Source organism: Luteimonas padinae (assembly GCF_014652935.1).
Classification (GTDB): Bacteria; Pseudomonadota; Gammaproteobacteria; order Xanthomonadales; family Xanthomonadaceae; genus Luteimonas; species Luteimonas padinae.
Genome location: NZ_BMZT01000009.1, coordinates 83,177 through 101,196 on the forward strand (window position 1 = coordinate 83,177; position 18,020 = coordinate 101,196).

General features: G+C 62.7%; 15 protein-coding genes. 12 read left to right on the top strand and 3 right to left on the bottom strand.

Annotation, left to right across the window (positions count from 1 at the left end; all coding sequences use genetic code 11):
- Positions 1–7 precede the first annotated feature (7 nt).
- The 3 genes from IE168_RS11295 to IE168_RS11305 all read right to left on the bottom strand — a co-directional run bounded on the left by IE168_RS11295 (position 8) and on the right by IE168_RS11305 (position 3,037).
- Complete coding sequence (locus IE168_RS11295; RefSeq protein WP_229823437.1) at positions 8–1,321, bottom strand: ISL3 family transposase; 1,314 nt, start codon at positions 1,319–1,321, stop codon at positions 8–10.
- A 12-nt stretch (positions 1,322–1,333) separates the two neighbouring features.
- Positions 1,334–2,368: a permease gene (locus IE168_RS11300; RefSeq protein ID WP_009586987.1), complete on the bottom strand. Its 1,035-nt coding sequence runs from the start codon at positions 2,366–2,368 to the stop codon at positions 1,334–1,336.
- 63 nt (positions 2,369–2,431) lie between these two features.
- The gene (locus IE168_RS11305) at positions 2,432–3,037 is read right to left on the bottom strand and encodes a TetR/AcrR family transcriptional regulator (RefSeq protein ID WP_023047514.1); all 606 of its coding nucleotides are present in this window, start codon (positions 3,035–3,037) and stop codon (positions 2,432–2,434) included.
- A gap of 141 nt (positions 3,038–3,178) precedes the next feature.
- Between IE168_RS11305 and IE168_RS11310 the strand changes: the two genes are divergently transcribed.
- The 12 genes from IE168_RS11310 (at position 3,179) to trbJ (ending at position 18,013) form a co-directional block, all read left to right on the top strand.
- Entirely contained in the window at positions 3,179–4,381 is a 1,203-nt protein-coding gene (locus tag IE168_RS11310; protein WP_008294933.1) for an efflux RND transporter periplasmic adaptor subunit, read from the top strand.
- A 19-nt stretch (positions 4,382–4,400) separates the two neighbouring features.
- The gene (locus IE168_RS11315; RefSeq protein ID WP_022960604.1) at positions 4,401–7,568 is read left to right on the top strand and encodes an efflux RND transporter permease subunit; all 3,168 of its coding nucleotides are present in this window, start codon (positions 4,401–4,403) and stop codon (positions 7,566–7,568) included.
- A 64-nt stretch (positions 7,569–7,632) separates the two neighbouring features.
- Positions 7,633–9,162 (top strand): efflux transporter outer membrane subunit, encoded by a 1,530-nt coding sequence (locus IE168_RS11320; RefSeq protein ID WP_022960603.1) that lies wholly within the window; start codon positions 7,633–7,635, stop codon positions 9,160–9,162.
- A 14-nt stretch (positions 9,163–9,176) separates the two neighbouring features.
- Positions 9,177–10,121 carry a LysR family transcriptional regulator gene (locus IE168_RS11325; RefSeq protein ID WP_004350822.1) on the top strand — a complete coding sequence of 315 codons (945 nt, stop codon included), beginning with the start codon at positions 9,177–9,179 and terminating at the stop codon, positions 10,119–10,121.
- Positions 10,122–10,123: 2 nt separating this feature from the next.
- The gene (locus IE168_RS11330; protein WP_024718240.1) at positions 10,124–10,378 is read left to right on the top strand and encodes an EexN family lipoprotein; all 255 of its coding nucleotides are present in this window, start codon (positions 10,124–10,126) and stop codon (positions 10,376–10,378) included.
- Positions 10,379–10,614: 236 nt separating this feature from the next.
- Complete coding sequence (locus IE168_RS11335; protein ID WP_189498310.1) at positions 10,615–12,612, top strand: conjugal transfer protein TraG; 1,998 nt, start codon at positions 10,615–10,617, stop codon at positions 12,610–12,612.
- Positions 12,609–13,097, top strand: a complete 489-nt coding sequence (locus tag IE168_RS11340; protein ID WP_008294937.1) for a ribbon-helix-helix protein, CopG family — start codon at positions 12,609–12,611, stop codon at positions 13,095–13,097. The genes IE168_RS11335 and IE168_RS11340 overlap by 4 nt, the downstream gene beginning before the upstream one ends.
- A 68-nt stretch (positions 13,098–13,165) precedes the next feature.
- Entirely contained in the window at positions 13,166–14,164 is a 999-nt protein-coding gene (trbB, locus tag IE168_RS11345; RefSeq protein WP_425490158.1) for a P-type conjugative transfer ATPase TrbB, read from the top strand.
- Positions 14,161–14,547: a TrbC/VirB2 family type IV secretion system protein gene (locus IE168_RS11350; protein WP_022960600.1), complete on the top strand. Its 387-nt coding sequence runs from the start codon at positions 14,161–14,163 to the stop codon at positions 14,545–14,547. The genes trbB and IE168_RS11350 overlap by 4 nt, the downstream gene beginning before the upstream one ends.
- A complete protein-coding gene (locus tag IE168_RS11355; RefSeq protein WP_003462917.1) occupies positions 14,544–14,813 on the top strand; it encodes a VirB3 family type IV secretion system protein in 270 nt (89 codons plus the stop codon). The genes IE168_RS11350 and IE168_RS11355 overlap by 4 nt, the downstream gene beginning before the upstream one ends.
- Before the next feature lie 12 nt (positions 14,814–14,825).
- Positions 14,826–17,273 (top strand): conjugal transfer protein TrbE, encoded by a 2,448-nt coding sequence (gene trbE, locus IE168_RS11360; RefSeq protein WP_189498314.1) that lies wholly within the window; start codon positions 14,826–14,828, stop codon positions 17,271–17,273.
- On the top strand, positions 17,270–18,013 hold the full coding sequence (trbJ, locus tag IE168_RS11365) for a P-type conjugative transfer protein TrbJ (protein WP_004350802.1): 744 nt from the start codon (positions 17,270–17,272) through the stop codon (positions 18,011–18,013). Before trbE ends, trbJ begins: the two co-directional genes overlap by 4 nt.
- Positions 18,014–18,020 lie beyond the last annotated feature (7 nt).

Consider the following 18,020-nt stretch of genomic DNA (forward strand, 5'->3'; position numbering starts at 1 on the left):
CCACAGGTCATGGATGTGACCCACGTCGCCAAAAAACGGGACATTGAGAAATACGGGTATACGGATTTAATGGTTGTTCCTCTGCGAAGTCCGGCAGTCCGTAACCGATGGTTTTCTTGTAGAAAGGAGAGACCTTCGCAGTCGGTGCCTTCTTCTTGTGCTTCGTGGTGTAGAGCATTCGTGCCCGCATCACCTCGAAGGAGTAACCGCGCCCTTCACGGTTCTTGTCCTTGGCCAGTCGGTTGATGGACTCCGTGTAAGCGTTGGTGACGGGCATGTCCGTCTCGAAGTAGGTCATGGTCTCTTCGCGCCAGTTTCCCACTGCCCTGACCAGATCGCTCCAGACTTCCTTTTGGCCCTTCGGGATGGTGGCTATCCACTCGTCCAGGGCGGCTTCTGCCTGGAGCCGTGTGGTGGCGTCCCAGATGCCGTAGAAGCGCTCCTTGTGCTCGTAGGCGGCCAGCAGTTGCGGGAACGCGCCTGTCCAGGTCTCCATGATGAGGCGCTCCCGGTCTGAGACTTCGTGAGCGCGTTTCAGCAGGATTTTCCGGTCTCCCTTGAGAGTCCGGCTCTGGGACGGTTTCGGCTCCTTTCTGAGGCCCTTGCGCACTCTCTCTAGGGCATCGTTGGCCATGCGCACCACATGGAACTTATCGACCACGATACGGGCCTGGGGCAGCACAGCCTTGACCGCTGCCCGGTAGGGGTTCCACATGTCCATGCTGACGATCTCGACCTTCTGCCGGTCTTTCAGCTTCATCAGGTAGTTGGTCACCACGTCCTGGCGGCGGGTGGCCAGCAGGTCGAGCAGGGTTCGCTCCTCAATGTTGGTCAGAATGCAGCGGTAGCGCTTGTTCAGGTATAGCTCGTCAATGCCCAGGATGCGGGGCGTCTCGAAGCGGTGCCAGCGCCCCAGGAACTCGGCGCGGGCGTTGAAGATGTCGCGCACCGTCTTCTCGTCCAGGCCGGTCTGTGCCGCCACAAAGGTGTAGGGGTGGTTGAAGGATTCCTTCTCCACGTACTCATGCAGCCGCAGTGTCATACGGAATCCGTCCACCATCTCCGGTAGCTGGGGCCTGAATGTTGTCTTGCAGGCCCGGCAGGTGTATCGGCGGCGGACCACCCAGAGAGTGACCCGCTTGCCGTGGATGGGCAGATCACGATAGGGAACGTCACGCTTGCCGAACCGCACGAACTCACCCTGCACGCCGCACCCCTCGCAGGCTACTGGTGTAGGTGCTTCAAGCCGAAAATGTATGTCTTCATTCTGCTCATCAGAATCCACCAACTGGTACCCAGGAAGGCTTAACGAATTAATCATCTCCCGCCTTGATCAGAAAAACAGGTAGGTGGCGTAACCGGCAATCATCGCCATAGCAAAAATGACTGCTAAAAACGCCGCTAAAAGCTTCAGCGTGAACAAAGAGCGCAACAGAATGAGCTCAGTCAGGCTGGCTCCGGCACTGCCGATGATAAACGCTAGCACCGTCCCGGCACCCACGCCTTTGGCCATCAGAGCCGCTGCCAGAGGTATGACGGCTTCAGCGCGAATATACAACGGCACGCCGATGACAGCGGCAACTGGAATGGCAAAGGGATTATCTGGGCCTGCATACTGCTCCAATAAGTCAGTGGGCATGAAACCATAGATCACGCTGCCAATCGCAATACCGATGAGCAGGTAAGGCAACACATCGATAAAGTCCGACCAAGCTTCCCGCCACACACCACTGTACTTCCCTTCTTTCTTAACCGTGACAGTGGGTTGACTGTCACAGCATTCGCTAGACGTAGAGACTGTTGTCTTCCTATCAGCCCCGCAAGAAGCCGTCTTCGGAGTGGTGTCGCAGCTGTTGGTGCCGCAACTCGATGCGGTCGATGTAGCACTGCACGGGCTTGCTGATGAACTACATCCACTGCTCTCTTGTGTCGCCGTCCGGCGCACATAACGCTCGAAGCCAAGCGTGTGAAGCAGCCATCCGGCACCTACCGCGACCACCAAAGCGGCGAGCACATAGATAGCAGTAAGTGTCCATCCAAACGTGGCAACCAGCAGGCCGACGACGATAGGATTCAGCAACGGAGATGAGAAAAGAAACACCATCATCGGCCCAAAACCGGCCCGTGCCCGAATCAACCCTTTCAACATGGGGATAGTCGAGCAACTACAGAAGGGCGTTATAGCTCCTAAACCAGCAGCAAGAAAATAGCCTCGCTTCCCACTGGAAGTCAGTAACGCTTCCACCTTGGATGGTGGGATGTGACGTTGAAGAACTCCGACCAGCAAGCTAATGCCAATGAATAAAACCGATAGCTCGATAGCGAGAAAGGCGAACATGCCTAGAGCGTCTTGGAGTTGAGATGACATTCAATATTACTCCTATATTTCTGGGTCAAAGAGTCCGGCCTGCCGGTCGGCACCTTTGGGTTGTTACGGCTGCGCGGGAGAGGTGTCCCGCCGCAAGCCCGCCACCAGTACAAGAAATCCCTGCACGGCTTTTTCGGAAGCGGCGCGTGGGTCGTCTGCGCTGGCGATCCACAGCGATGCGCCCAGCAGCGCCCCGTTTATCAGGCGGGCCGTCGCCAGGGGATCGACGGGGCGTATGACTGCCTCCTCGATCAACTTCTGGAGGCTGCGGCGCGTGTTCACGATGCACACGTTCTGGCAGAGCCACTGGGAGGGATCGCCCAGAACCGCTGGCCCGTCCAGCAGGACGATCCGCTGGACTTCGGGCTCGACGGCCATCTTGATGTAGCCAATGCACTCCTGAACGAAGCCGTCCCAGGTGGACTCCGCCTCCTCGACGATGACGGCCAGTCGGCCAGATATCTCTGCATCAATCTGGGCGATGACCGCCTCCAGCAGCCCTTTCTTTCCACCGAAGTGGTGATAGAGCGCTCCGCGCGTCAGTCCGGCTTGGGCCGTCAGCTCATCCATTGAACTGTCCGCATATCCCACGGTTGCGAACGCAGCGCGGGCGGCACTGATGAGCTTGGCCCGCGTTTCCTCAATCATCTCTGCACGCTTTTGTGCCATTAGGTCGTCCTCCGATTTTTCACATAAGAAGTGTATGTAAATGATTGACATACGTTGCGTATGAGTGGATGATAAATGGCATACGTCACGTATGTCAAATTTTATCAACCGGGTTTCGCCATCCCTTCGAGACTGAAAACAATGAGCACATTGCCTTACCTTGCGGTCCTGCCTTCCTGGCGCCGCGCCTTGCCGTTAGCTGCGGCGAGCTTGCTGGCGCTGTCCCTAGCTGGCTGCAATAGCGACGCCGCCGACGCGGTCGCCGCCCCTCCACCCACGGTCAGCGTGGCACCTGTGTCGGTGCGCAAGATCGTCCTATGGGATGAGTTCAATGGCCGCGTCGAGGCGGTGGAAAGCGTTGCGCTGCGGCCACGTGTGAGTGGCTACATCGACAGGGTCAATTACGAAGAGGGCCAGATCGTCAAACGTGGCGACGTGCTGTTCGAGATTGACGCTCGCAGTTACCGTGCTGCTCTGGCTCGCGCGGAAGCAGACTTGGCCCGCGCCCGCACGCAGGCCGCACTGGCACGTAGCGAAGCGGCCCGTGCTCAAAAGCTGGCTTCGTTGCAAGCAGCCTCCACCGAGGAGTTGGAGCAGCGCCACGCCGCCGCCGATCAGGCCCAAGCCAACGTGCAGTTCGCCCAAGCCGCAGTCGAGACCGCCAAGTTGGATCTGTCGTTCACCCAGGTACGTTCGCCCATCACAGGCCGCGCCGGACGTGCACTGGTCACGGCAGGCAACTTGGTGAGTGCTGACGGCCAGGCCAGCATCCTGACCACCGTAGTCTCGCTGAACCCGGTGCACGTGCATTTTGATAGCGACGAGCGTACCTATCTGCGCTACGCCCACATGGCTCGCAACGGAGAGCGCCCCGACCAGCGCAGCGAAAGTATCCCGGTGCAGGTGGGCCTGGTCGGCGAGAACGGCTATCCACACGCCGGAAACGTGGACTTCGTGGACAACCGTGTCGATGCGGCCACCGGCACCATCCGCGCACGCGCCACCCTGGTCAATCCCGACGGCCTGCTTACGCCGGGCCTCTATGCCCGAGTGCGCCTGCCGGGTAGCGGCAGTTTCGAGGCCATGCTGATCGACGACAAGGCCATCCTGACCGACCAGAGCCGCAAGTACGTGTATGTGATCGATGAGAACAACACCGCCCAGCGCCGCGACATCACGCTGGGACGCAAGGCCGAAGGCCTGCGCATCGTCGAGGAAGGTCTAAATCCCGGCGACCGCGTGATCGTCAACGGCATCCAGAAGGTTTCTGTCGGCATGCCAGTGACGGCCCAGGACATTGAAATGGCGCCTGCAGGCCGACAAATCGCCCAGGCGAGCGAATGAGCGCGGAGAGCCAGCCATCATGAACTTTGCCCGCTTTTTCGTGGACAGGCCGATTTTTGCGGCCGTGCTGTCCATCATCATTTTCGTGGTTGGGTTGATCGCGATCCCGCTCTTGCCCGTCAGCGAGTACCCGGAAGTCGTGCCACCCAGCGTACAGGTTCGCGCCACGTATCCTGGCGCAAATCCGCGCGAAATCGCCGACACGGTAGCCGCACCACTGGAGGCATCCATCACCGGCGTGGAAAACATGCTCTACATGAAGTCCGTGGCCGGTAGTGATGGCGTGTTGGTGCTGACCGTCACCTTCCGTCCTGGCACCGATCCCGACGACGCCCAGGTCAAGGTACAGAACCGTGTCGCCCAGGCAGAGCCGCGTCTTCCCGAAGCGGTGCGCCAGCAAGGTGTGGTGACCGTCAAACAGTCCCACAACGAAACGCTGGTCGTGCAGTTGCGCTCGCCGGGCGATCGCTATGACGCGCTGTACCTGCGCAACTATGCCGTGCTCCATGTACGCGACGAGTTGGCACGCATCCAGGGGGTGGGCGATGCCAAGATCTACGGCTCTGGCGACTACGCCATGCGCTTATGGCTGGACCCCGACAAAATTGCGGCGCTGGGTATGACCGCCGGCGATGTGGTCGAAGCCGTGCGCGAACAGAACGTCCAGGTCTCGGCCGGTCAACTAGGTGCGCCGCCCAACCCCTCGGGAAGCGACTTCCTCCTGTCCATCAATGCGCAGGGCCGGCTGGTGACGGAAGAAGAGTTCGGCGACGTCATCGTCAAGACCGGATCGCAGGGTCAGGTCACCCGGCTGCGAGATGTGGCGCGCGTGGAAATGGACGCATCCAGCTACTCGCTGATGTCGTTGCTCAACAACAAGCCTGCTGTCGCGATCTCTGTCCTTGAAGCCCCGGGCGCCAATGCCATCGAAATCTCGGATCAAGTCCGCGCGAAGATGGACGAGTTGGCCAAGCGCTTTCCCGAGGGAGTGGAATGGTCGGTGGAGTATGACTCAACTGTCTTCGTGCGTCAGTCGATCAAGGCGGTCGTCAACACTCTGCTGGAAGCCATCGGACTGGTGGTGCTGGTGGTGATCTTGTTCCTTCAGACTTGGCGTGCCTCCATCATCCCACTGCTAGCCGTGCCGGTGTCGGTGGTAGGCACCTTCGCCGTGCTGCTGATGCTGGGCTTTTCCATCAATACGCTCACGCTTTTTGGACTCGTGCTTGCCATCGGGATCGTGGTGGACGACGCGATCGTGGTGGTGGAAAACGTCGAGCGCAACATCGCCGAAGGGCTGGCGCCGCTGGCTGCGGCCCATCAGGCCATGCGCGAAGTCAGTGGCCCCATCGTCGCCATCTCGCTGGTGCTGTGCTCGGTATTCGTGCCTATGGCATTCCTGTCCGGCGTGACAGGGCAGTTCTACAAACAGTTCGCCGTCACCATTGCGATCTCCACGGTAATTTCGGCCATCAACTCGCTGACGCTGTCGCCTGCGCTGGCCGCGCGCCTGCTTCGCCCGCATGGTGCCGCGCCAGACCTGCCCACGCGGGTGCTGGATCGCAGTCTGGGCTGGATATTCCGGCCGTTCAACCGTTTCTTCCTGCGCAGCGCGGATGGCTATGGAAACAGCGTGTCGCGCATCCTCGGGCGGCGTGGTGCGGTGTTTCTCGTCTACATCGCGCTACTGGTGGCGACGGGAGCTGTGTTCAAGGCCGTCCCTGGCGGATTCATCCCCATGCAGGACAAGCTGTATCTCATCGGTGTCATCCAGCTACCCGAGGGTGCATCCCTGGAGCGCACGGAAGCGCTGGTCCGCCGTGTGAGCGACATCGCGCTCAAGACCGATGGCGTCTACAACGCCGTGCAGTTCCCGGGCATGAACGGCTTGCAGTCGACCAACACGTCCAATAGCGGCCTAGTGTATTTCGTACTCAAGCCCATCAATGAGCGCAAGCACACTGCAACCGAGATTGCGGAACAGTTGAACGAGCGCTTCGCTCAGGAGCAGGACGGTCTGGCCTTTGCCATCATGCCGCCCCCTGTCATGGGGCTGGGCGCGGGTTCCGGGTTCTCTCTTTACGTGCAGGATCGCAACCGTGAGGGCTATGCCGCATTGCAGACGGCGACCACCGAGCTGGCGACGGCCATCTCGCAAGAACCGGGATTCCAATATCCGATCAGTTCCTATCAGGCCAATGTGCCGCAGCTTGACGCCGTAGTGGACCGCACCAAGGCGAAGGCACAGGGCGTGGCCGTGACCGATCTTTTCGATACGCTGCAAGTGTACCTGGGTTCGGCGTATGTCAACGACTTCACGCGCTTTGGCCGCACCTTCCGGGTGATGGCTCAGGCGGACGCACCGTTCCGCAGTTCTGTCGAGGACGTGGTCAAACTGCGCACCCGCAACGCCAATGGCGACATGGTGCCCATCGGCAGCATGGTGGACGTGCGCAAGACATTCGGCCCCGATCCCGTCATCCGCTTCAACGGCTATCCATCTGCCGACCTGATTGGTGAGTCAGATCCGCGTCTGGTGTCGTCATCGCAGGCATTGCAGCAAGTGCAATCCATTGCAGACAAGGTGCTGCCGCCAGGCATGCAACTGGAGTGGACCGACCTCAGCTACCAGCAGGTCACGCAAAGCAATACCGCGCTGGTGGTGTTCCCGCTGGCGGTACTGTTGGTCTTCCTGGTGCTGGCGGCACTGTACGAAAGCTGGACGTTGCCGCTGGCCGTCATCCTGATCGTGCCCATGAGCCTGTTGTCGGCCATGACGGGCGTGTGGCTCGCGGGTGGTGACAGCAACATTTTCGTGCAGATTGGCTTGATAGTGCTGATTGGTCTGGCCTCCAAGAATGCCATTCTGATCGTGGAGTTCGCCCGTGAACTTGAGCGCAAGGGGCACAGCATCCTCGATGCCGCGCTGGAGGCATCACGCCTTCGTCTGCGCCCGATCATCATGACTTCCATCGCCTTCATCGCTGGCGTGGTGCCGCTGATGGTCGGTTCCGGCGCAGGCGCGGAGATTCGCCAGGTTATGGGAGTGACTGTGTTCGCCGGCATGCTCGGCGTGACCTTGTTCGGTTTATTCCTGACTCCTGTTTTCTACGTCGCGTTACGCAGGCTCGCGACGCGCAAGCCACGTCGCCAGGCAAATGTCGCCATGGAGGCCACCCATGTCTGACTCCACAAGGACTGATTCCGTCATGCTTCAAACGCCATCCCGCATCCGACCATGCCTACGTCGGATGCCACATCTGGTACTGCTCCCTTTGGTGGCGTTGACGCTGGCAGCTTGCGCAGTAGGGCCGAATTACAAGGCACCTGCCGCGCCCCAGGCAGTGACGTATGCCCGCCAAGACCCCGTTGCCGTGTCCCAGCTTGTACCGGAGGCCGATGCGCAATTCTGGCGGGAACTGGATGACCCGGTGCTGCACTCTTTGGTGGAGAATGCTCTTCACGCCAATCACGACATCCGCATAGCACTGTCGCGCTACGAGCAAGCCAGCGCACTGTCGCGCGAACGTCGCCAAGACTACTATCCGACGCTGGGCGCGTCCGGTGAAATCAGTACCCAGCGCGCCAGTGCTGCACAAGCACCGGATGCGTCCCGCTCCGACCGGGATAACGATCTGCATTCGGCTGGCCTATCCGTGATCTGGGAATTGGACTTCTTTGGCCGAGTGCGGCGCAGCGTGGAATCGCAGCGCGCCGAGACCGAGGCCAGCGCAGCCGACCTGGCGGGCGTACAAGTGGCTATGGTGGCCGAGTTGACCGACGCCTATTTCCGCTTGCGCGGCTTGCAAGTGCAATTACAGGTCGCGCGGGACAACGAAATCAACCAAGCCGATACGCTGCGGCTGATCGAGGTCTTGTTCGAGAACGGCCGGGGCACGTCGTTCGATGCCGACCGCGCCCGCACGCAATTGGCGCTGACACGCTCGCGCATTCCGCCGCTTGAAGCTGAGGCTGCTGTGGCCGCCCACCGCATTGCCGTGCTCACTGGCCGCACGCCTGCGGCGATGGCCGAAGTGCTGGATCACCCCGCAGCCTTGCCTGAGCTGCCCGCCCAGATCAACGCCGGTGCACCGGGCGATCTACTGCGTCGCCGTCCCGATGTGGCTGCGGCAGAACGTAGGCTGGCTGCGGCCACTGCGCGTATCGGCGTAGCCATGGCAGACCTGTTCCCTCGCTTTACGTTGGGAGGGCTGATCGGCACGCAGGCGTTGGGCTTTGGTTCGTTGTTCGAGCGTGATAGTGAAACGCGAATGATCTCGCTCGGTGTGGGTGGTTCCTTCCTAGACGTGGGCCGGGTGCGGTCGCGCATCGCGGCGGCCAATTCAGCCACTGCCGAAAACTTGGCGGTATACGAGCGCACGGTGCTGCGCGCCATGGAAGAAACCGAGAACGCGCTGGTACGCCTATCGCGCGCGCAGACCGAGTACGCCATGCTGGTACAGGCGACCGAGGCCAGCCGCCGGGCAGCCAAGACGGCTCGCCTGCAATTTGAGGGCGGCGCCATCCATGTTTTGGATGTGCTGGAGGCCGAACGTTCACGCTTGGAGTCCGAAGACTTGCTGGCACAAAGCGCCACCCGCAGGGCGACGGCGTTGGTGGCGGTCTACAAGACGCTGGCCGGCGGCTGGTCACACGCCTTGCCCGGACCGCAGGGCGAGGCAGTCGCGCAGCGCCACAAAAGCGGCGACAGGCCTGAACTGGATGAACTCGGTGAGATGAGCGGCTACAACGCTGCGACTCTCAAACGGCCTTTGTACTGACAACAGGAGGCGAAATGGAGATTCGACACTTACGCTGCTTTCTCGCTGTCGCCGAAGAACTACATTTCGCCCGCGCGGCGGAGAGGCTGCACATCGAGCAGTCACCGCTGTCGCGCACTATCAAGGAGCTGGAGGAGAGCCTGGGCGAACAGTTGTTCATTCGTACCAGCCGCAGCACGCGGCTGACACGGGCGGGCAAGCTGTTTCTGGAGCATGTGCCGCGCATCTTCACCGCCTTGCAGCAGGCGCGCGATAGCGTGAATGCAGCCACCAACGGCTTCCACGGTCAGTTGCGTATCGCACTGTCCGACGGCATCACGCCCTCGCGCCTGCCGTCCTTGCTGGCGCTGTGTCGGCAGGAAGAACCCGAAGTCGAGATTCGCCTGTTCGAGGTACCCTTGTCGCAGCAGATCAAGGGACTGCATGACGACCTTTACGACGTGGGCTTTGCCCAGTCCGATGAAGTTGGAGAAGGCATCACTGCCGAAGCCGTTTGGAGCGATGCGCTGATGGTGGCGGTTCCTGCACGTCATCCGCTTTTGAAGCACAAGCGCATCCCGCTGGAAGAAGTGCTGCGCTATCCGCTGGTGTTGTGCGATCCGCACGTATGCGAAGGCCATGCTCGCCAAGTCGAGCGCGTACTGCGCCGGATAGATATGGAGCCGCTGATTGCCGAACGTGTGGCTTCGTGCGATTTGATGATGGCGTTAGTGTCGGCGGGCTTTGCGCTGGGCCTAGCCGGAGCGCCGCATATCGCAGGCAGCCGTGAGCCTGGGATTGTGGCTCGGCCGCTGGCGGGTCGCTCACCCATGCTGACCACTTATGTGCTGCACCGGGAAGGTGGATCCTCGGACGTGCTGTCACGCTTTATCGAGCGTGTGCAGGCCATCGAATCGCCGGACGGCATCAGAGCCACGCCCCCCCTTGAACCCGATTCCCAAGAGGAAGTCGAGTCATGACCATGAAGCAGATCGCCCCATTCCTGTTGGTCGCCGCGCTGTCCGCTTGCGGCCAGTCCGAAACACCGAAACAGGCAACCAATGTACCGACCGTGGAAGAGCTGGTCGCAGATCCTGCGCGCCTGAGGGAGCTGCGCCGCCAGTGCAAGACCGAACGCCCGACGATGGGAGACGTGCTGTGCAACCGGGTGGCCGAGGCGACGAACAAGCGCTTCTTTGGCTATGGAAACACGCCCTACACGCCGCCGAAGTTCTGATTGTTGGCTTTCTGCCGCGAATCTTGATTTTTCTTTCTCGACACGCCGCCGCGCGCTCACGCCTGCGGCGTTTTTACTGGTTTCGCCTCTGCATGACACCATGCTTTTTGCATCACCTTGCTGCCGATAACGGTCTTTGACCGGCACTGAACCGGCACCGATCCTGACGCCTGCGGCACGCCTTTGTGCCGCGTTTTCCACGGGGAATCAGCGCAGGAGAAATCGGAGGCCAGGGTATGCAAGCTCAGGGCGTGTTGTTCGGGCAGATCGCCGCCGTCTTCGGCATCGTGATCGCCGGTGTGTGGGGTGCCACGCAATGGACCGCCGCCGCCTTGGGCTACCAGCTACGCCTGGGCCCGCCCTGGTTCGACTTCCACGGCACGCCGGTCTATTACCCGTGGAAGCTGTTCGAGTGGTGGTTCTTCTTCGACGCCTACGCGCCGCAGGTGTTCGACACCGGCGGCATGATCGCGGCGAGCAGCGGCCTGCTGGCCGTGGTGGTCGCCATCGCCATGTCGGTGTGGCGCTCGCGCCAGGCGCGCAAAGTGACGACCTATGGCTCGGCCCGCTGGGCCGATGTCGCCGACATTCGCAAGGCCGGGCTGACGCAGCCCGCCGGCGTCTTTCTCGGCCAGCATGACGGCCACTACCTGCGGCACGAAGGGCCGGAACACGTCCTGACCTTTGCGCCCACGCGCTCGGGCAAGGGTGTGGGCCTGGTGGTGCCGACGCTGCTGTCCTGGCCGGCATCCGCCGTCATCCACGACATCAAGGGCGAGAACTGGCAGATCACCGCTGGCTGGCGCAGTCGATTTAGCCACTGCCTGCTGTTCAACCCGACCGATGCCAGTTCGGCGGCCTACAACCCGTTGCTGGAAGTGAGGCGCGGCGCGCACGAGGTGCGCGACGTGCAGAACATCGCCGATATCCTGGTCGATCCCGAAGGGGCGCTGGAGAAGCGCAACCACTGGGAGAAGACCAGTCATGCGCTGCTGGTCGGCGCGATCCTGCATGTGCTCTACGCGGGAGAGGACAAGACGCTGCGCGGCGTGGCGAACTTCCTCAGTGACCCGGCTTGCCCGTTCGAGCTGACGCTGCATCGGATGATGACCACGCGGCATCTTGGAGATGTACCGCATCCCGTTGTCGCGTCCGCCGCCCGCGAAGTGCTCAACAAGTCGGACAACGAGCGTTCCGGCGTGTTGAGCACCGCCATGTCGTTCCTCGGCCTGTACCGTGATCCGACCGTGGCCGCAGTCACGTCGCGCTGCGACTGGCGCATCGCCGATCTGATCGCGTCTGCATCCCCTGTGTCGTTGTATCTGGTGGTGCCGCCTTCGGACATCAGCCGCACCAAGCCGCTGATCCGGTTGATCCTCAACCAGATCGGGCGCCGGCTCACCGAATCGCTGGATGGCAGTGACGGCATCCAACGCCGCCACAAACTGTTGTTGATGCTCGATGAGTTCCCGGCGCTGGGACGTCTGGACTTCTTCGAGACGGCCTTGGCCTTCATGGCGGGCTATGGCATCCGCAGCTTCCTGATCGCCCAGTCGCTCAACCAGATCGACAAAGCCTACGGCCAGAACCATTCGATTCTGGACAACTGCCATGTGCGCGTGACCTTCGCCACGAATGACGAACGCACGGCGAAACGGATCTCCGAAACGCTGGGCACGGCTACCGAACTGCGTGCGCAGCGGAACTACGCAGGCCATCGACTTGCGCCGTGGCTCGGCCACCTGATGGTGTCCCGCCAAGAGACGGCGCGGCCGCTACTGACGCCCGGCGAAGTCATGCAGCTTGCGCCAGACGAATCAGTGGTGATGGTGTCCAGCGTCGCGCCGATCAAGGCCAAGAAGTTGCGCTACTACGCTGATGCCAATTTCAAGCAGCGGGTACTGCCGCCGCCTGCGCTAACGGCAGGCCGCTATGCCGATGTGCCGCCTGCACGTCCCGATGACTGGAGCGGTTTGGCGATCCCGGCCGTGCCTGCGGCACAGGCCACGGCATCTGCCGATGACCTGGGTGGCTCCGACGACGGCGGCCCCCGCCGTCAGCCCGAGCTGTCCGAAACCGTCGCCTACGACCCCGAACCCGATTACACGCCCAGCGACTTGGCGCTGCTCGATGACGACGACATGCCCCCGCTGCTTCCCGACCAGTTCGACCCCGCCCTGCAACGCACGGCGCGGCTGGCATCTCTCGACCCCAACGACGGAATCGACATATGAGCCAATACCGATTGAACCTGTTCATCCAGCACGAGCACGCCAAGCGTCTGGACGAGCTGGCCGCGAAGAAAGGCGTGTCAAAGTCCAGCATCGTCGCCGCTGCCTTGGCGTCCTGGCTGTCACCCGATGCCGGCGACCAGCGTGAGGCCGCCATCGCCAAACGACTGGATCGCCTGTCGCGGCAGGCCGAGCGCCTGGAGCGTGACCAGAACATCCAGATCGAGACGCTGGCGCTATTCGTCCGCTACTACCTGACCGTCAGCACGCCGGTGCCCGAAGCCCATCAGGATGCGGCTCGCGCGCAGGGCAAGGCGCGCTTCGAGCAGTTCGTCGAACAGTTAGGCCGCCACCTGCTGCGTGGCCGCAGCCTGGTACGGGACGTGGTGGAAGAACTGCATCCCCAGGATCGTGAGTTCGAGATGCGCATGGATGACGCGGCCGCGATGGCCGCCGCCCATGAACGCACTGCGGAGCGTGCGTCATGAGTGCCGTTCCTCAAATCCCGCCCGAACCGCGCTCATCCGCTGCAGCATCCCAGGATCGCCGCATCCAGATGCTGCGCACGGCGATGGGGCCGGTGATCGCCGCTGCGCTGGAAGACCCGGACGTGGTGGAAGTGATGCTCAACCCCGACCGGACATTGTGGGTGGATCGGCTGTCCTCTGGCCGTATGCCGCTTGGCGTCGAACTGCCCGAAGCCGATGGCGAACGCATCATCCGGCTGGTGGCTGCCCACGTCGGCGCGGAGGTGCATCGCGGCCAACCGCTGCTGACCGCTGAACTGCCGGAGACCGGCGAACGCTTCGAGGGCATCCTGCCGCCCGCCGCACCCGGCCCGGCCTTTGCGCTACGCAAGCGTGCCGTGAGCATCATCGGTCTGGATCGCTATGTGGCCGATGGCATCCTGACCACTGGGCAGGCCGAGTTTCTGCGTCATGCCGTGCGCGAGCGGCACAACATCCTGATCGCCGGAGGCACCAGCACCGGCAAGACCACGCTGGCCAATGCCTTGCTGGCCGAGATCGCCGCCACCGGCGACCGCGTGCTGGTGCTCGAAGACACCATCGAACTGCAATGCGCGGCCCGCGACCATGTGCCGCTGCGCACCCGCGCCGGCGTCGTGTCCATGACCGAGCTGGTGCGGGCCACGATGCGGCTGCGGCCCGACCGCGTGATCGTCGGCGAAGTGCGCGGCGGCGAAGCGCTGGATCTGGTGAAGGTCTGGGGCACCGGCCACCCCGGCGGCATCGCCACCATTCATGCCGGCTCCGCGTTGGGCGCGCTGCTGCGCCTGGAGCAACTGATCCTCGAAGTGGCGGTGAATCCGCCCCGCGCCCTGATCGCCGAGGCGGTCAATGTCGTGATCCACATCGCAGGCCGCGGCCGCAAGCGCCACGTCGAAACCATTTCCCGCGTCGTCGGTTTCGACGGCGCGGGCTACCGCCTGGCGGATGCGCTGGAAGCACCGTTTCCCGAGCTGCCGCCGGTTCCTCTTACAGCCGCTGCCGCTACGCCTTCCTCGATCCCTGAACAACCTGGAGAACTGCCATGACGCACGTTGATGCTTTCCGTCTTTCTGTAAACCCGCTTTCCCCGCTGCCCATGCTGGCGCGTTTGCATCGCCTGGCCCGACCCGCAGGACAAGGGTTGCTGCTCGCGGTGTTGATGCTGTTGCTGGCGGGCACGGCGCAGGCCGCCGGTTCCTCAATGCCGTGGGAAGGCCCGCTGCAATCCATTCTCGAATCCATCCAGGGGCCGGTAGCCCGCATCGTCGCGGTGATCATCATCATCGCCACCGGCCTGGCGTTGGCCTTCGGCGATACCAGTGGCGGCTTTCGCAAGCTGATCCAGATCGTCTTCGGCCTGTCCATCGCCTTCGCGGCTTCGAGCTTCTTCCTGTCGTTCTTCAGCTTCTCCGGCGGGGCCGTCGTATGAGCACGGCCACCGATCTTCCGGGCTTTGAAGTGCCGCTGCATCGCTCGCTGACCGAGCCGATCCTGCTGGGCGGTGCGCCGCGCACCGTGGCGATTGCCAACGGCACGCTGGCCGCCGCCGTCGGGCTGGGCCTGCAACTGTGGATTCCCGGCGTGGTGCTCTGGATCGCCGGCCATTCGCTGGCGGTCTGGGGCGCGCGCGTCGATCCGCAGTTCATGCAGGTCTTCGCCCGGCACATCAAGCACAAGCCGCTGCTGGACGCATAGGGGAGTGCCGACATGCTGAACCTTGCCGAATACCGCCAGCGGCCCGCACTGCTGGCCGACTGGCTGCCCTGGGCCGGGCTGATCGGGCCGGGCGTCGTCTTGAACAAGGATGGCTCGTTCCAGCGCACGGCACATTTTCGCGGGCCGGATCTGAACAGCGCCACGCAAGGCGAGCTGATCGCCACGTCGGCACGCTTGAACAACGCACTGCGCCGCCTGGGGTCGGGCTGGGCCTTGTTCATCGAAGCCGAGCGCTGCGCAGCGGCGGGCTATCCACGTTCCGATTTCCCCGAGCCGTTGTCCTGGCTGGTGGAGGAAGAACGCCGTGCAGCCTTCGAGGAATCCGGCCACCACTACGAGAGCGCCTATCACCTGACGCTGGCCTACCTGCCACCAGAAGAATCCCGCGCCCGTGCCGCCAAGATGCTCTATGAGAATGCGCCGGGCGATGGCGTGGACTGGCAGGGTCGGCTGGAAGCCTTCGTGGCGGAAACGGATCGCGTGTTCGACCTGCTCGACGGCGTGATGCCGGAGATTGCCTGGCTCGATGACAGCCAGACACTGACTTACCTGCACGCCACGGTGTCCACGCGGCGCTACCGCGTCGGCGTACCCGAGGTGCCATTCCACATCGACGCATTGCTGGCCGACTCCGCGCTGGTCGGTGGTCTGGCACCCATGCTGGGCGATCAGCACCTGCGCGTGGTGTCGGTGCGAGGCTTTCCGACCTCGACTTGGCCGGGGATTTTGGACGACCTCAACCGCTTGGGCTTCGGCTATCGTTGGGCAACCCGGTTCCTTTGCCTCGACAAAGCCGAAGCGGAAAAAGAGCTTGGACGCCTGCGTCGCCAGTGGTTCGCCAAGCGCAAGAATGTCGTCGCGCTGTTGCGTGAAACGATCTTCCAGCAGGAAAGCCCGCTGGTCGATACCGACGCCAACAACAAGGCCGCCGATGCAGACGCCGCCTTGCAAGAACTGGGCAGCGATCAGGTGGCCTTCGGCTACCTGACGGCTACCGTGACAGTGCTCGACACCGACCCTGCCGTGGCCGACGAGAAGCTGCGCATGGTAGAGCGCGTCATTCAGGGGCGCGGCTTCGTCACCATCCCCGAAACCTTGAACGCGGTGGATGCCTGGCTGTCGTCCATTCCCGGTAACGCCTACGCGAATGTGCGCCAGCCCATCGTCTCGACGCTGAACCTGACGCACATGATGCCGCTGTCCGCCGTGTGGGCCGGGCCGGAGAAGAACGCGCATCTGGATGGCCCGCCGCTGATCGTCACCCGCACCGATGGCGCGACGCCGTTCCGGCTGGTGACGCACATCGGCGATGTGGGCCACACGCTGGTCGCCGGGCCAACCGGCATGGGCAAGTCGGTGCTGCTCGCCACGCTGGCAATGCAGTTTCGCCGCTATCCCGGCTCGCGCATCTTCGCCTTCGACATGGGCCGCTCGATGCACGCCACCATCCTCGGGCTGGGCGGCGAGCATTACGACCTCGGCAATGACGGGGCGATTGCTTTTCAGCCATTGGCCCGCATCGACCAGGAGGGCTACCGCACCTGGGCCGCCGAATGGGTGGAAGGCCGCCTGTTGCATGAAGGTGTCGTCATTGGCCCGGACGAGAAGGCTGCGATCTGGTCGGCACTAGGCAGCTTGGCCGGTGCGCCAGCGGAGCAACGCACGCTGACGGGCCTGTCGGTACTGCTGCAATCGAACGCACTGCGCCAGGCGCTTGCGCCCTATGTGCTGGGCGGTGCCCACGGCAAGCTGCTGGATGCCGATGCCGACCGCCTGGGTTCCGGCGGCGTGCAGTGCTTCGAGATGGAAGAACTGATGCACAGCAAGGCGGCGGTGCTGGCCGTGCTGGGCTACCTGTTCGCCCGCTTCGATGAACGCTTCGACGGCGCGCCCACGCTGCTGATCCTCGATGAAGCCTGGCTGTTCCTCGATGACCCTGTGTTCGCCGCCCGCATTCGCCAGTGGCTCAAGACGCTGCGCAAGAAGAATGTCAGCGTCATGTTCGCCACGCAGTCGCTGGCCGACATCAAGGATTCGAGCATTGCACCGGCGGTGATTGAAAGCTGCGCGAGCCGGATTTTTCTGCCCAACCCGCAGGCCACCGAGCCGCAGATTCGCACGATCTACGAAGGCTTTGGGCTGAACTCTCGCCAGATCGAGATTGTGGCGACCGCGCAGCCCAAGCGGGACTACTACTACCAATCGCGTCTGGGCAATCGCCTGTTCGACCTCGACCTGGGGCCAACCACGCTGGCCTTCGCCGGGGCATCCACCCCACAAGACCAACGCGACATGGATCGCATGCTGCTGGACGCAGGCACACCTGGCTTTGCCGGTGCCTGGCTACGTCATCGCGGCCTCGATTGGGCGGCCGACCTGTTGCCGTCCGCACCGGCGGCCACTTCCTTTCTTTCCCAACCACAGGAGAACTTGCCATGAAGACCAAGCCCCGTCTGCTGTCTGTCTCGCTTGCCGCCGTGCTGTCGGTGTCGCTGCTAATCGTTCAGCCCGCATCCGCGCTGACGGTGTTCGACCCGTCCAACTTCGTGCAGAACACGCTGACCGCCGTGCGCACGTTGGAGCAGATCAACAACCAGATCAACCAACTCCAGAACGAAGCACAGATGCTGATGAACCAGGCGCGCAATCTGGCGAATCTGGACTTCAACATCGTCAATCGCCTGCGCTCGACGCTCGCCACGACCGAACGCCTGATCGCGGAGGCACGCGGCCTGGCCTACGACGTGCAGAGCATGGATGCGACCTTCGCCCGGCTGTACCCGGAGCAGTACGCCGCGACTGTCAGCGGCGACCAGATGGTGCGCGACGCGCAGGAGCGCTGGAAGAACACCTTGAATGGCCTGCATACCGCGATGCGGATGCAGGCGCAGGTGTCGCAGAACCTGGCAAAAGACGAAAGCGCACTGTCCGATCTGGTCAGCCAAAGTCAGTCCGCCACCGGCGCGCTGCAAGCCATGCAGGCGACCAACCAGCTTCTGGCCTTGCAGGCCAAGCAGTCCATCCAGGCGCAGCAACTCCAGATCACGCAGGAACGCGCCGCCGCGCTGGAACTGGCACGCCAAGCAGCGGCTGTCGAGCGTGGCCGTGAAGTGACGCGCCGCTTCCTGGGTGATGGCACGCCGTACACGCCGCAGCGCGTGGATTTCTACGGCAACTGACGGATTG